This is a genomic window from Devosia sp. A16 (genome assembly GCF_001402915.1).
Classification (GTDB): domain Bacteria; phylum Pseudomonadota; class Alphaproteobacteria; order Rhizobiales; family Devosiaceae; genus Devosia_A.
Window position 1 is genome coordinate 2,269,636 of sequence record NZ_CP012945.1, and the last position, 13,647, is coordinate 2,283,282.

Genomic DNA, 13,647 nt, shown 5'->3' on the forward strand with positions numbered 1-13,647 from the left:
CTAAGCGCTTCTCCTGATGCCACAGCGCAACTCTGCCGATCTTTGGCATCCTCTCGCCCGATGCAGGACGCCCGGGGGCTTTCCGACCCATGTTTGCCGGCCTCAACCAGGTGAAAGAGCAGGCGCCGCTGCCGGTACGCGTGCGCTCGCGCATGCTGTCGCTGGCGACGGTTGCCCTGGTGGTGACGCTGGTGGTGACAGCAATCGTCGGGTTCATCAATGTCAGCACGCAACAGCGCGCCATGACCGAGTTGCGCGTGCATGGCGACCAATTGCGCGCCATGCTGCAATCGCTCAACGATGCCGACGCCGACGTCATGCACGTGCTGACCGGCGAAGCCGGCGCGTTGCGCAACTATCTTTCCGAGGCCGATCGGCTGACTGGCGCCGGCGCCGCGATCCTCGACCAGATCGCACCCATCGCCCTACCTCCGGCGACCGAAGCGCGGTCGGTGCGCGACCTGCTCGCCGGACTGGTCGGCAACTGGAACGAGGCGATCGATCTCGCCTCCGCCGGCAACAACCAGGCGGGCGTCGATCTGCTGGCGGCGCGCCGCACCAGCGAAACCGTGGCGCTGATCGGCGCCGGCATTAGCGGGGTGCTCGCCGATGCCGACCTGCTCCTGCGCAAGTATGACGAGCACATCGAGGCTGCCACCACGCTGGTGTTGCTGATGCAGGTAGGGGCGGGAATTCTGGCGATCCTGGGGCTGCTCTATGCCTTTCGCTCCCTGATCACCGAGGCCGATGGTCGTGCCGCCGCGGTGGAGACCGCCGAGAAGGCACGCCAGCAGGTGGCGCGCCTGTTCGAGATGGCAGATGTGCTGCAGAGCGCCTCGGACCACGCCGACGCCAATGCGGTGTTGAAGGCGACGGCGGCGGAACTGGTGCCAGGCTTCTCCGGCGCGCTTTACGTGTTCAACAACTCGCGCGACCGGCTGGTGCTGTCGACCACCTGGGCGCGGGCCGAGAACGATGCGCTGCCCGAGACCATCAATCCCGGTGCCTGCTGGGCGCTGAAGCGCGGCAAGCCGCATCTCAACCGCGGCGATTCGACGAAGCTCTGCTGCGCCCACCATGTCGGCAGCGAGACCGCGCTGGAGATTCCGATGATTGCCCGCGGCGAGATCGTCGGGCTGCTGCAGCTGTTCGCCTCGGGGATCAGCGCGGTCGAGCGGCTCGAGCACATCACCGATCTAGGTTCGGCGCTGGCCGATGGCATGAGCCTGGCGCTCGCCAACATGGCGCTGCGTGAAAAGCTCAGGAACCAGGCGCTGCGCGATCCGCTGACCGGGCTTTATAACCGCCGGTACATGGAAGATTGCCTGCAGCGCTTCGTGCGGCTGGCCGAGCGCGAGAACCGCGAGATTTCCCTGATCATGGTCGATCTCGACCACTTCAAGCGGCTCAACGACGAACATGGCCACAGTTTCGGCGACCAGGTGCTGCGCGACGCGGCGCTGACGTTGACCGGCTCGCTGCGCGAGACCGACATCGTCTGCCGCTTCGGCGGCGAGGAACTGGTGGTGATCCTGCCCGATTGCCCGCTGGAGCGCGCCGCCGACAAGGCGGAGCTGCTTCGGCTTCGGATCGAGGAGCTGAGCAGTACCCACGGCGCCGACATCTCGGCCTCGTTCGGCGTCGCCTCGGTGCCGCACACCTCGCAGAGCGTCACCGACCTACTGCAGGCCGCCGACCAGGCGCTCTACAAGGCCAAGGAGAGCGGTCGCAACCAGGTCGCCAAGGCACCGCTCAGGCCCTATCGCCCCGACCGGCTCAGTGACGAACTGGCGGCGCTGGAAGAGTTTCCGCGGGCGGCGGCGGAGTAGCGCGGGCTCGTGCCGTTGCCGCCGGTCGCTGTGGCCCCCCACCCTTAATCCCTCCCGCAAGGGGGAGGGAGACCCTCACTCCGATGTTCGAGGCTATCGTCTCCCTCCCCATGTTTAGGGGGAGGGATTAAGGGTGGGGGTCAGCCCGCGCCGGCGGCGGGGTGGAGCCGCAGGCCGATGCTAAGGCAGCAAATAACTCGGCTGCGCCTTCAGCAGTTCGATCTGCAGCTGCTGTTGCAGCAGCTTCTGCTGCTGCAGGTCGCGCTGCAGCCTCGACAAGGCGGCGTCCATTTCGCTGCGGATCGCCCGTTCTTCAGCCGACTGCCTCAACTCGTCCTGCAGGCACAGGGTGCGCTGCAGGTCGTTGCCCTGGTAGCCCTCCTTGGCGACGTCCGGCACCGGGGGGCAATAGGCCTGGGCTGCGGAGCCGAGGGCGATGACGACGGCAGTGGCGATAAGGATGCGCATGCTGCAAATCTGGGGGCTGAAGCCGGCAGGATCAAGTCACGATCGCGCTCCCGGCGCCGCCGTGCTGCGCCGCACCACCAGTTCGAGCGGCAGGCTTTCGCGATGCACCGCACCGTCATGCTCGAGGATCGACTTGACGGCGCGGCGACCGATCTCGGCGATCGGCTGCACCACCGTGGTGAGCGGTGGGTTGGCGGCCGCGGCCTCCGGCACGCCGTCGAAACCGACAATCGAAATGTCCCTGGGCACGCTGAGCCCCCGCTCGGCCAGCATCTCCAGCGCGAACATCGCCACCCGGTCGGACATGGCGAGGATGGCGGTAGGCCGCTGCGGGCCCGAGAGGATCTGCTCGAGCCCGCGCCTCACGCTGTCGGCGGTGCTGCGCGTCTCGTAGATCGGGATCGTCTCGCGATCAACACCGTAGAGCGCCAGCTCCTCGAAATAGCCATTGGCCCGGTCGCGTGCGGTGGAATAGGTGGCGTTGGCGATCGCCGTGCCACTCACCTGACCCTCGTGTTCGTCGTCGAACTCGATAGCGAGGATGCCGAAATGGCGGTGGCCCAGTTGCGCCAGGTGCCGCGCCGCCATCTGTGCCCCGGCATAGTCGTCGACGCCGATCGCCGAGATGGTGTCGTCGGGCTTGCCGAGCGCTAGCGCCACGAACGGCAACTGCCGCTCGCGTGTCAACTCCACCAGCTTCTCGCCGTTCTCGATACACAACAGCACGAAGCCGTCGACCAGCGCGCTCTGGATATTCCAGGCCAATCGCTCGCTGTTGCGGGCCGAGACCAGCGCCAGCCCGGCGCCGCGCTGGTCGCAGGCCTCCGAGATGCCCTGCATCAGGACGCGGGCGAATGGATCCTCGAAGAAGTAGGACAGCGGTTCGGCGGTCGCGACGCCGATGGCGTTGGATTTGCCGGCGCGCAACAGCCGGCCGCGCGGATCGGGGCCGGCATAGCCCAGGTCGCGAGCCGTCTGATGCACCCGTTCGCGCACTTCCGGACGCACCAGGTCGGGCCGGCTGAAGACGTTCGAGGCCGTGCCCTGCGACACCCCCGCCGCCTTGGCCACATCGCTCAAGCGCACCAGATCGCGTGCCATCCGTCCCTTTCCGATCTCCAGGGGTCCAATCGCCAGAGGAGCATTCTAGCCAACTCCTGATCAGATAGCACTCTTTTGTATCGGTTCAAATTTTTCTTGACTCGGCGACGAGGCCGCCTATCATTGAACCGATTCAAGACTCATGCGTTCATTGATTGAATCGGTTCAAGTTGAAAGGAGACTTGTGATGATCCCCGCCAGCTATCTCTACAAGGACGCCTATAGGCAGCACTGGGGCGAAGATTTCGCCCGCTCGAGCGGCCAAGCGCCATGGGGAGCGCAGCCCGACGCCGGACTGTGGGAGAAGCCATCGCTATGGCGTCGGCTCGCCGCGCTCTTTGGCAACGCGCGCCGCGTCGCCGTCGCCGTCGCCGTCGACACTTCGGGGCAGCATTGCCCCGAAGCCGCCGACCGCCGGACCGTCCTGCCGGCGTAAGTCGGCTCTAGCGCTGCTCCGGCCACACCCCGCGTTCGCGCTGCGCCTTTTCGCGATCCAGCGTTTCGCCCGACACCTCGTCGTGAATGAAGTCCTCGACCTCGGAGACGCGACGAACCTCAACTTCCTCGCCCTCGCTCCACATCGGGATCTTCTTCACCCAGCCCAGCGCCTCGTCCAACGAATCGGCCTTGATGATCCAGAAGCCGCCGATTAGTTCCTTGGCCTCGGTGAACGGGCCATCCTTCACCACCAGCTTGCCGCCCTGCATCACCACCTTGGCGCCGCTCTTGCTCGGCTGCAGCCCTTCGCCACCCAGCAGCACGCCGGCTTCGATCATTTCCTGGTTGAGCTTGCCCATCGCCGCGAGCATCTCCGAGCTGGGCGGCGGCGACGGTTCCTTGCCTTTGACGATGATCATGTAGCGCATGGTCGGTTTCCTCGTTGGTGGCCTCGGGGGGAGAGCTTGGCCCAAAAGAAAAGGCCCGGTCAAACCGGGCCCCTCAGCTGCGGCGACAAAATCGGGTCAGGCGACGGCGGGAACCACCATGCCGTCCTGCAGCGCCATCAGCCGGTTCTCCATGCGCTCGGCGGCGGCGCCTTCGTAGCGGCTGTTGCGGAAGCCGGTGATGATGGTGATGATTTCACGCCGCCGCGCCTCGTAATGCGCCAGCGGCTCATCATAGAAGCGCTCGACCTTGATAGCGGGCCAGATTTCGTCGGACATCGGCAACTCCTCATCACCTCGAAAGGCAGCGAGGAGGCTAAGCTCGCGAGATTAGATCGAGTTGAGCGCCCGGTTAGAATTTGGAGAGATCGTGTCACCGGGCTTTCGGTGGTCCTCCCCTGCGAAGCGGGGGAGGGGGACCAGCGAAGCTGGTGGAGGGGGCGAGACTGGACTCGGGGCGTGTGGCCGCCCCCTCCACCGCCTCCGGCGGTCCCCTCCCTCGTTCCACGGGGGAGGATCATCGAGAGCCCGGTGCGAGTGTGCCTGGTTGTGCTAGCTCGGCATCATGTAGCCGACCCCGCGCACCGTCTGGATCAGCGACGGCGCGCCCTCGGTGTCGATCTTGGCGCGCAGATAGCGGACATAGACGTCGACGATCTTGGTGCCCGGATCGTAGCCATATTCCCAGACGCTGTTCAGCAGCCGCTGCCGGCTCACCACCCTGTCGGGGTTGCTCATCAGGTAACGCAACAGGTCGAATTCGCGCACCGTGAGGTTGATCGGCTCGCCGTCGCGGGTAACGCGGCGCGATTGTGGATCGAGCCTCAGCGGCCCGATCGCCAGCTGGCTCTCGTGGTCGATCTCGCTGCGACGCCGACGCAGCGCCACCAGCCGGGCCAGCAGTTCATCGAAGGCGAAGGGCTTGGTCAGGTAGTCGTCGGCGCCGCCCTTGAGACCTTCGATCTTGTCGGCGAGACTGTCCTTGGCGGTCAGCATCAGGATCATCGCCGGCCGCCGCTCCTCGCGCAGCAGCCGGGTGATCTCCAGTCCATCGACATAGGGCAGCATGCGGTCGAGGATGATCAGCTCGAAATCGTCCTGCCGGGCTCGCTCCAGCCCGTCGCGGCCATCGTTCTCGACGCTGACCTGATAGCCCTCGGCGGCGAGACCGCGCTCGAGGAAGGAGGCGATGCGCCGATCGTCCTCGACCACCAGAACCTTCATCGCGATCCTCCCTTCGGCAGCGGCAGTTCGAGCCTCAGCACGGCGCCGCCGGCTGCGCCGTTGTCGAGCCGGATGCTGCCGCCGTGCCGCTCGACGATATCCTTGGCAATGGCGAGGCCGATCCCCAATCCCTGGGTCTCGAGCTCGCTCTCGCCCTGGCCGCGATAGAACCGCTCGAACACCCGCGGCCTGTCGTTGTCGCTGACTCCCGGGCCCTGGTCGGCGATCCCGATCGTTGCGGTTTCAGCTCCCCGTGCGGTCGAGATGGTGATGCGGCTGCCCGGCGGCGAGTGCTTTACCGCATTGTCGAGCCCGATCATCAGCGCCTGCTTCAGCCGGCGGAAATCCGCATCGACATGCGCCCCGGCGTCGCCGAGTTCGGTGACGACGCTCACCTCGCGCGGCTCGGCCAGCACCTGCGCTTCCTCGGCCGCCGCGGTAACGATTTCGTCGAGCCGGACATCGGCGGGCAGGTGCTGCTGGCTTTCGGCGTCGGTCCGGGCAAAGGCGATCAGGTCGTCCAAGAGGCCGGACATGTCGACCGCCTGGCCGCGGATGCGTTCGAGCGCTTGGCGCAGTTCGTCGAGTTTCGGCTGGCCGCGCAACGCCACGTCGGCCTCGCCGCGCAGCACCGTCAGCGGGGTGCGCAGCTCGTGACTGACATCGGCGAGGAACTGCGTGCGACGCATATCCACGGCGCGCAGCCGCGCATTGGCGTCGCGCAGCTCGGTGGTCCGGGCGTCGATCTCGGCCTCGAGCCGCTGGCCCGAGCGGCGTACGGCCCGATAGAGCAGCACGCCGAGCAGGCTCAGTACGGCCAGCGACACCAGCGCCAGGATGCCGGCGACGACCAGGATCGTGCCCTGCGTCTGCTGTACCTGCTTGAGCTCTGCCGCCACCTCGTTGCGTTCCTCCGCCAGCGCCCGATCGATCAGCGGCTGCAGCTCGTTGGCGAGGCGGAAGGCGACGTCGCGGCCGTAGAGCTGAGTCGCCTCGGCGCTGTTGCCGTCACGGGCGGCGGCCAGCGCGCGCGCCGCCGAGGCGTCGATGGCGTGGTAGAGCTCGATCATCCGCCGCACGTCTTCGAGCTGGGTCAGCTCGGGCACCATCTCGGCAATGCCGCCCAGCGTCGCCAACTCGTCGCGGGTGGCGCGGCTCAGCCGCGCGAAGGTCCGCTCCATGTCGATCCGGGCGCGCTGCACGGCCGGCATTTCAGTGCGCCCGAGCAGCAAGACGGTCGCCACCTGCCCGGCATAGGCATTGGCGCGGCCATCGAGTTCGGCGATCACCTCGAACCGCCGATGCACCGCATCGATCCGCTGCACGAAGCGATCGGCGAGCCACAGCCCATAAGCCATCACTCCGGCCATGGCGACGATCGACAACAGGCTTGCCAGCGCCAGTCCCACAATGCGCCAGCGTACCGTCACCCGATCCGGCCTCCCATCAGCGTCGCGCTATGTCTAGTGCGCTGGCGGCGTGGATGAAAGGGCGGGGGCGCAATGCTGCGTATTGGGGGGGCGCCATCGCACTGCAGGAGCACTTGGCCAAGCCCCACCCAGCGACGCTAGCTGTGGAATCCATGAAGGTTGTTCATTCGAGGAGGTGCTGAGAAGCTGGGGTTGCGAAGCCAACCAACCTTCAGTGGAGCCCCTCGAATGAACGTCCATAAGAATGCGCGTCTGACGCCGCTCGGTCGAGTCCTGATGGTGGATCGGATCGAGGCGGGTTGGTCTGTGGCCAGCGCCGCCGAGGCGAGCGGCGTATCGGTGCGCGTTGCCTATCGGTGGCTCGGGCGGTATCGCAGCGGCGACAGGCGGCTCGAGGATCGCAGCTCGGCACCGCACCGCTGCCGGCATAGGTTGGCGCCCGAGCAGATCATCGCGATCCAGCGATTGCGGCTCGAGCGACGGACCGGCCCGGCGATTGCACAAGTGCTGGGGTTGGCACGCTCGACGGTGGGGCTAGTGCTGCGCCGGCTCAGGCTGGGTCGGTTGGCTCTGCTGGAGCCGCGACCACCGGTAATCCGCTACCAGCGCGACCATCCAGGCGAGATGGTGCACTTCGACACCAAGAAGCTGGGGCGGTTCGAGCGCTTGGGCCATCGCTTCGCCGATAGGGCCACGCTGCCGCAGATCAACAAGGGCAAGCATGGCTACGACTACCTGCACGTCGCCATCGATGATGCCAGCCGGTTAGCTTACACCGAGATCCTGCCCTCCGAAGTTCAGTTCGATGCCATCGGCTTCCTCGAGCGCTCACTGGCCTGGTTCGAGCGGCTCGGGATCAGGGTCGAGCGGGTGATGACCGACAATGGCTCGGCCTATCGTTCAAAGCTGTTCGCCAAAGCCATGCAGGCGGCCGGCGTACGCTACGTCCGCACCCGACCCTATACTCCACGAACCAACGGCAAGGCCGAGCGCTTCATCCAGTCGTCGCTAAGGGAATGGGCTTATGCCAAGCCCTACCAATCATCCGAGCTTCGCAATGCCCAACGGCAACCCTGGATCGACGCCTACAACCTAACGAGGCCCCACTCCGCACTCGGTGGCATCAGCCCCGTCCAAAGACTGAACAACCTTCGTGGAAATGACAGCTAGCTCGCTTCGCTCGCAAGCTTTGCTGCCCTCCCCACAAGGGGAGGGAGGCGATTGGCGCAAGCTCTCGGTTCTTGCGTCTCCCTCCCCCTTGTGGGGAGGGATCAAGGGTGGGGGCGGCCACAGCCACGATGTCGGTGCAGACCTCAGAACCGCCGCGGTGGTTCGGGCTTGTTGCCGACGATCTCTTCGATCCTGGCCAGCACGTCCGGGGTCATCTTCGACTTCGAGTCGAGCGCCTTGAGGTTGTCCTTGAGCTGGCTGAGTTTCGAAGCGCCCAGGATCACCGTCGAGACATTCGGGTTGGCGTTGCACCACAGCAGCGCCAGGTGGTGGATCGGCAGGCCCACCTCGTCGGCCAGCTTGGCGAGTTGCTTCACCTTGCTGAGCTCGTCCCGGCCCTTGTCGCTGTCGAGCCGCGCCTTCAGCCACTCGTAACCGGGGAGGTTCATGCGCGAGTCGGCGGGAATGCCGTCATTATACTTGCCGGTCAGGATGCCCGAGGCGAGCGGCGACCAGATCGTCGTGCCCAGCCCGAACAGGCTGTAGAGCGGCAGGAATTCGGCCTCGACCTTTTCGCGGCGGAACAGGTTGTATTCCGGCTGTTCCATGGTCGGCGGCGTCAGGTGTTCCTGCCGGGCGACCGCATAGGCTTCGGTCAGCTGCTGCGCCGACCATTCCGAGGTGCCCCAGTACAGCACCTTGCCCTGGGTGATCAGGTTGTGCATCGCCCGCACCGTCTCTTCGATCGGCGTATCGATGTCCGGGCGGTGACAGAAATAGAGGTCGAGATAATCGACCTGCAGGCGCTTCAACGCCGCATGGGCGGCGTCGGTGACGTGCTTGGCGCTGAGGCCCTTCTGCGTCGGCTTCGTGCCGCCCCAGAAGACTTTCGACGATACTGCATAGGAGTCGCGGCTCCAGTTCAGCGCCTTCAGCGCCTCGCCCATGACGATCTCGGCATTGCCCTGCTCATAGCCCTCGGCGTTGTCGAAGAAGTTGATGCCGTTGTCGTAGGCGTAACCCATGATCGAAGCTGCGGCGTCCTCGCCGACCTGCTTGCCGAAGGTTACCCAGGCGCCAAACGAAAACTCACTGACCTTGAGGCCAGCCTTACCGAGGCGGCGGTATTCCATGCTGCGATGTCCGTGGTTGGGAGTCGGGGAAGGGAGAGACCGGCAAACTATCGTCGCTTGCCGATGGATACAACCGGGCCATGACGGTTTGCGGACGGGGCCCGAAACCCTGTCACCCCACCGGCCTGTCGCTCCCCTCGAGGGGAGGGAGGCGTTCCGCCGGTGGCTGGGCCAATTTATCGAGGCATGGCTTCATCACTTAAGTGTTGACTTAAGCATTTTGCTCATTTACTTAAGCCGTACCTTAAGTGAAAGGAGCCGCCATGTCAGCCCCCACCTCGCGTGCCACCGCCCGTGAATGGACCGGCCTTGCCGTCCTCGCGTTGCCTACGCTGCTGGTTTCCATCGACGTCTCGGTCATCCTGCTTGCGCTCCCGAGGATCAGCGAGACGCTCGGCGCCGACAGCGCCCAGCAGCTCTGGATCATGGATATCTACGGCTTCCTGCTCGCCGGCTTCCTCATCACCATGGGGACGATCGGCGATCGCATCGGGCGGCGGAAGCTGCTGATGATCGGTGGCGCCGCCTTCGCCGCCGCCTCGGTGCTGGCGGCGTTCTCGAGTTCGGCCGCCATGCTGATCGCGGCGCGCGGCCTGCTCGGTATTGCCGGCGCCACACTCTCCCCCTCGATTCTGGCGCTTATCACCAACATGTTCCACGACGAGCGGCAGCGCGGCTTCGCCATCTCCATCTGGCTCACCTGCTTCATGGGCGGCATGCTGCTCGGGCCGCTGGTCGGCGGCGTCATGCTCGAGCATTTCTGGTGGGGCGCCCCCTTCCTGCTCGGCGTGCCGGTGATGCTGCTGCTACTGCTTACCGCCCCGGCGCTGCTGCCCGAATACAAGGCGCCGCAGGCCGGCCGGCTCGATCTCCTCAGCGTCCTGCTGTCGCTCGGCGCTATCCTGCCCATGGTCTACGGGCTGAAGGAGCTGGCCAAGGGCGATGTTTCGTTCGCCCCGTTCGGCGCCATCGGTTTCGGCCTGCTGCTGGCCATCGTGTTCATCCGCCGCCAGGTGACGCTGGCGCATCCGCTGGTCGACCTGAAACTGTTCAGGAACGGTGCCTTCACCGCGGTGATCGGGGCGATGTTCCTCATCACCGTCACCGGCGCCATCATGGTGCTGACGGCGCAGTATTTTCAGCTCGTCGCCGGGCTCTCGCCGCTCTGGGCCGGACTCTGCGGGCTGCCGGCGATCCTGTTGATGATCGTTGCCTTCATGCTGGCGCCCAAGCTGGCGCAGACCATCCGTCCGGGGCTGCTCATCGCTTCCGGCATGGGCGTCGCCATCGTCGGGTTGCTGATCGTGCTGTGCTTCATCCAGAGCTTCGGCGTGCCCGCGGTGATCGTCGGCTTTGCCCTGTTCAATCTCGGTTGTGCGCCGATGGTGACGCTCGGCACCGGCATCATGATGGGCTTCGTCGCGCCGGAACGCGCCGGTGCCGCAGCGGCCCTGCAGGAAACCTCGTCGGAGTTCGGCTTCTCGCTCGGCATCGCCGCGCTCGGCAGCCTCGGCACCCTGGTCTATCGCAGCCTGCTCACCGGTCACCTGCCGGCCGGCCTCACCGAAGCGCAGGCCCACGACGCGACCGAAACCCTGGCCGGCGCCGCCAATGTCGCCGCGAGCCTGCCGGACGGGGCGCCGCTGCTCGCCGCCACGGGCGCTGCATTCACCTCGGCCCTGCAGGGGGTAGTGGCGGTGGAAGCCGGCGTGCTGCTGCTGGTCGGCATCGTCGCCCTCACCGCCCTGCGCGGCGTCAAACCCCTCGGCGCCGGAGCCGGCGCCCATCCCACTCCGCCTCCGGCGGAAAGCGAAGACCGCCTGGCTGCTGCCCAGTGACGGTCCGGCCGGCGGTGGGAGAAGCGCTGGGTACGTGAACCCGCCGCCGGCGACTCCTCCTCGGAGCGTTCTGGGAAAAGTTGCAGACTTTTCCGGTTCGAGAGCGCGACAAAATCAATAACCCCATGGGCTGCCTTGTTCAGGCCGCCCATTGCCGCCAAGCTGGACCAAAGGAGTTCGGCATGCGGTTCATCATCTACGGCGTCGGCGCCATCGGCGGCACCTTCGCAGCTTCCCTCGCCGGCGCCGGCCACGATGTGGTCGGCATTGCCCGTGGCGACATGCTCGAGGCGATTCGGGCCAATGGCGGGCTGATGTTCCGCACCACCACCGGCGCGGAGCTGGTGGACTTCCCTGTCGTCGGCGCGCCGGGCGAACTCGAGTTCCGCCCCGATGACGTCATCTTCCTCACCATGAAGGGCCAGCACACCGCGCCGGCGCTCGAGGAGTTGCGCGCCGCCGGTGTCACGACACAGGCGCTGGTTTGCGCCCAGAACGGCGTCAACAACGAACGGCTGGCGCTGCGGCTGTTTCCCAACGTCTATGCCATGACGGTGATGCTGCCGGCCGACTACGTGACCCCGGGCGAAGTGATCTGCTATGGCACGCCCAAGCGAGGGCTGCTCGATCTCGGCCGCTATCCCCACGGCCTCGACGACAACGTTGCGGCCATCGCCACCGCCTTCGACAGCGCCGGCTTCGCGGCCTTTCCGCTCGAAGCGGTGATGCGCTCGAAATACGGCAAGCTGCGGGAAAACCTCGGCAACGCACTCGAGGCGGCGCTCGGCCATGGCAGCCGCTCCGGTCCGCTGCTGGCGGCCATCCAGGCCGAGGCGGAAGCGGTCTACGCTGCCGCCGGCATCGACTGGGTGGCGGTCGGCAATGCCGATCCGCGCCGCAAAGGCCTGATGGAGATGGGCGCCGTCGCCGGCATCACCCGCACCGGCGGCTCCTCGGTCCAGAGCCTGAAGCGCGGCAGCGGCAGCATCGAGACCGACTACCTCAATGGCGAAATCGTGCTGCTCGGCCGGCTGCACGGCGTGCCGACGCCGCTCAATGCCGGGCTGGTCAGCATCGGCCACGAGCTGGCGAAGAAGGGCGCCAAGCCGGGCAGCATGAGCGAGGCGGAGCTGCGGGTGCGGTTGGGGATTTAGAAGGCCGGCAGGTGGCACCGGTTCCAGGAGGGCGCAGTTTGTCCCTTCTCCCCTCAGGGGAGAAGGTGCCCGAAGGGCGGTTGAGGGGTGAAGCGGTGCAGCACGCGCTCGCTTAGAAGCTGAACCCCTCACCCTAGTTTCGCTACGGACCTGACGGTCCTAGCTGCACTACCCTCACCCTCAGGGGCGAGGGGATGACTGCCCCGCAATGCGGTAGAGCTCCCTAGAACAACACCACGCTGCGAATGCTCTCGCCATGGTGCATCAGCTCGAACCCCTGGTTGATGTCTTCGAGCCTCAGCGTGTGGGTGATCATCGGGTCGATCTCGAGCTTGCCGCTCATGTACCAGTCGACGATTTTCGGCACATCGGTGCGGCCGCGGGCGCCCCCGAAGGCGGTGCCCATCCAGGTGCGGCCGGTGACCAGCTGGAACGGCCGGGTGGAGATTTCCTGGCCGGCGGCGGCCACCCCGATCACCACCGACTTGCCCCAGCCGCGATGGCTGGCTTCCAGCGCTTGCCGCATCACAGTGGTGTTGCCGGTGCAGTCGAAGGTGTAGTCGGCGCCGCCGATCTGGTCGGCCCCGCGTTTGGTCAGGTTGACGAGGTGCGGGACGATGTCGCCCTCGATCTCCCGTGGGTTGACGAAATGCGTCATGCCGAAGCGCTCGCCCCAGGCACGCTTGTCGTTGTTGATGTCGACGCCGATGATCATGTCGGCGCCGGCGAGCTTCAACCCCTGCACCACGTTGAGCCCGATCCCGCCCAGCCCGAACACCACGGCGGTGGCGCCGGCCTCGACCTTGGCGGTGTTGAGCACCGCGCCCACCCCGGTGGTGACGCCGCAGCCGATGTAGAACACCTTGTCGAACGGCGCCTTGGGGTCGATCTTGGCCAGCGCGATCTCGGGCAGCACGGTGTGGTTCGAAAAGGTCGAGCAGCCCATGTAGTGGAAGATAGTCTGGCCCTTGTAGGAAAAGCGCGAGGTGCCGTCCGGCATCAGGCCCTTGCCCTGGGTGGCGCGGATCGCCGTGCAGAGGTTGGTCTTGCGGCTCAGGCAACTCGGGCACTCCCGGCATTCGGGCGTATAGAGCGGGATCACGTGGTCGCCCGGCTTGAGGCTGGTGACGCCGGGACCGACTTCCAGCACCACCCCGGCCCCCTCATGGCCGAGGATCGAGGGGAACAGCCCTTCCGGATCGGCGCCCGACAGCGTGAAGGCGTCGGTGTGGCAGATGCCGGTGGCCTTGATCTCGACTAGCACTTCGCCGGCCTTCGGCCCCTCGAGATCGAGCTCGACGATTTCGAGCGGCTTGCCCGCCGCGAATGCCACTGCCGCGCGTGTCTTCATCAATCCTGCTCCGGTCGCGAATCTCGTTGTCCGACCATAGCTGCTGGCGGCGGCAAGCACAGCCG

13 protein-coding genes are annotated in these 13,647 nt (G+C 66.3%); 5 read left to right on the forward strand and 8 right to left on the reverse strand.

What is annotated here, in order from left to right; genetic code table 11:
• Positions 1–89: 89 nt before the first annotated feature.
• Complete coding sequence (locus APS40_RS11100; RefSeq protein WP_055047106.1) at positions 90–1,829, forward strand: GGDEF domain-containing protein; 1,740 nt, start codon at positions 90–92, stop codon at positions 1,827–1,829.
• A 180-nt stretch (positions 1,830–2,009) separates the two neighbouring features.
• On the opposite strand, the gene APS40_RS11105 is transcribed toward APS40_RS11100, so the two are convergent.
• Entirely contained in the window at positions 2,010–2,297 is a 288-nt protein-coding gene (locus APS40_RS11105; protein ID WP_055047107.1) for a hypothetical protein, read from the reverse strand.
• Between the two features lie 36 nt (positions 2,298–2,333).
• Positions 2,334–3,398, reverse strand: a complete 1,065-nt coding sequence (locus tag APS40_RS11110; protein ID WP_055047108.1) for a LacI family DNA-binding transcriptional regulator — start codon at positions 3,396–3,398, stop codon at positions 2,334–2,336.
• A gap of 187 nt (positions 3,399–3,585) precedes the next feature.
• On the opposite strand from APS40_RS11110, the gene APS40_RS11115 reads away from it, so the two are divergent.
• The gene (locus APS40_RS11115; RefSeq protein WP_055047109.1) at positions 3,586–3,834 is read left to right on the forward strand and encodes a hypothetical protein; all 249 of its coding nucleotides are present in this window, start codon (positions 3,586–3,588) and stop codon (positions 3,832–3,834) included.
• A 7-nt stretch (positions 3,835–3,841) separates the two neighbouring features.
• Here APS40_RS11115 and APS40_RS11120 read toward each other — a convergent pair whose 3' ends face one another.
• The 4 genes from APS40_RS11120 to APS40_RS11135 all read right to left on the reverse strand — a co-directional run bounded on the left by APS40_RS11120 (position 3,842) and on the right by APS40_RS11135 (position 6,936).
• A complete protein-coding gene (locus tag APS40_RS11120) occupies positions 3,842–4,264 on the reverse strand; it encodes a YciI family protein (RefSeq protein ID WP_055047110.1) in 423 nt (140 codons plus the stop codon).
• A 96-nt stretch (positions 4,265–4,360) separates the two neighbouring features.
• Positions 4,361–4,561 carry a hypothetical protein gene (locus APS40_RS11125; protein WP_055047111.1) on the reverse strand — a complete coding sequence of 67 codons (201 nt, stop codon included), beginning with the start codon at positions 4,559–4,561 and terminating at the stop codon, positions 4,361–4,363.
• Between the two features lie 273 nt (positions 4,562–4,834).
• Positions 4,835–5,506 (reverse strand): response regulator transcription factor, encoded by a 672-nt coding sequence (locus APS40_RS11130; RefSeq protein WP_055047112.1) that lies wholly within the window; start codon positions 5,504–5,506, stop codon positions 4,835–4,837.
• Positions 5,503–6,936, reverse strand: coding sequence for a sensor histidine kinase (locus APS40_RS11135; RefSeq protein ID WP_055047113.1), 1,434 nt, complete (start codon positions 6,934–6,936; stop codon positions 5,503–5,505). Before APS40_RS11135 ends, APS40_RS11130 begins: the two co-directional genes overlap by 4 nt.
• Positions 6,937–7,164: 228 nt before the next feature.
• On the opposite strand from APS40_RS11135, the gene APS40_RS11140 reads away from it, so the two are divergent.
• Entirely contained in the window at positions 7,165–8,106 is a 942-nt protein-coding gene (locus tag APS40_RS11140; RefSeq protein ID WP_055047114.1) for an IS481 family transposase, read from the forward strand.
• 143 nt (positions 8,107–8,249) lie between these two features.
• Here the strand turns inward: APS40_RS11140 and APS40_RS11145 are convergent, their stop codons facing one another.
• Positions 8,250–9,239, reverse strand: a complete 990-nt coding sequence (locus APS40_RS11145; RefSeq protein ID WP_055047115.1) for a potassium channel beta subunit family protein — start codon at positions 9,237–9,239, stop codon at positions 8,250–8,252.
• A gap of 263 nt (positions 9,240–9,502) precedes the next feature.
• On the opposite strand from APS40_RS11145, the gene APS40_RS11150 reads away from it, so the two are divergent.
• Together APS40_RS11150 and APS40_RS11155 are read left to right on the forward strand one after the other, a co-directional pair.
• The gene (locus APS40_RS11150; protein WP_055047116.1) at positions 9,503–11,077 is read left to right on the forward strand and encodes an MFS transporter; all 1,575 of its coding nucleotides are present in this window, start codon (positions 9,503–9,505) and stop codon (positions 11,075–11,077) included.
• 182 nt (positions 11,078–11,259) lie between these two features.
• On the forward strand, positions 11,260–12,231 hold the full coding sequence (locus APS40_RS11155) for a ketopantoate reductase family protein (RefSeq protein WP_055047117.1): 972 nt from the start codon (positions 11,260–11,262) through the stop codon (positions 12,229–12,231).
• Positions 12,232–12,454: 223 nt separating this feature from the next.
• Here the strand turns inward: APS40_RS11155 and APS40_RS11160 are convergent, their stop codons facing one another.
• Entirely contained in the window at positions 12,455–13,582 is a 1,128-nt protein-coding gene (locus APS40_RS11160; RefSeq protein WP_055047118.1) for an S-(hydroxymethyl)glutathione dehydrogenase/class III alcohol dehydrogenase, read from the reverse strand.
• Positions 13,583–13,647 lie beyond the last annotated feature (65 nt).

Bases quoted from the DNA above. Each gene is read 5' to 3' on its own strand.
- APS40_RS11110 (WP_055047108.1), bottom strand. From the start codon at position 3,398: ATGGCACGCGATCTGGTGCGCTTGAGCGATGTGGCCAAGGCGGCGGGG.
- APS40_RS11125 (WP_055047111.1), bottom strand. From the start codon at position 4,561: ATGTCCGACGAAATCTGGCCCGCTATCAAGGTCGAGCGCTTCTATGAT.
- APS40_RS11105 (WP_055047107.1), bottom strand. From the start codon at position 2,297: ATGCGCATCCTTATCGCCACTGCCGTCGTCATCGCCCTCGGCTCCGCA.
- APS40_RS11115 (WP_055047109.1), top strand. From the start codon at position 3,586: ATGATCCCCGCCAGCTATCTCTACAAGGACGCCTATAGGCAGCACTGG.
- APS40_RS11120 (WP_055047110.1), bottom strand. From the start codon at position 4,264: ATGCGCTACATGATCATCGTCAAAGGCAAGGAACCGTCGCCGCCGCCC.
- APS40_RS11145 (WP_055047115.1), bottom strand. From the start codon at position 9,239: ATGGAATACCGCCGCCTCGGTAAGGCTGGCCTCAAGGTCAGTGAGTTT.
- APS40_RS11160 (WP_055047118.1), bottom strand. From the start codon at position 13,582: ATGAAGACACGCGCGGCAGTGGCATTCGCGGCGGGCAAGCCGCTCGAA.
- APS40_RS11140 (WP_055047114.1), top strand. From the start codon at position 7,165: ATGAACGTCCATAAGAATGCGCGTCTGACGCCGCTCGGTCGAGTCCTG.
- APS40_RS11130 (WP_055047112.1), bottom strand. From the start codon at position 5,506: ATGAAGGTTCTGGTGGTCGAGGACGATCGGCGCATCGCCTCCTTCCTC.
- APS40_RS11100 (WP_055047106.1), top strand. From the start codon at position 90: ATGTTTGCCGGCCTCAACCAGGTGAAAGAGCAGGCGCCGCTGCCGGTA.
- APS40_RS11155 (WP_055047117.1), top strand. From the start codon at position 11,260: ATGCGGTTCATCATCTACGGCGTCGGCGCCATCGGCGGCACCTTCGCA.
- APS40_RS11150 (WP_055047116.1), top strand. From the start codon at position 9,503: ATGTCAGCCCCCACCTCGCGTGCCACCGCCCGTGAATGGACCGGCCTT.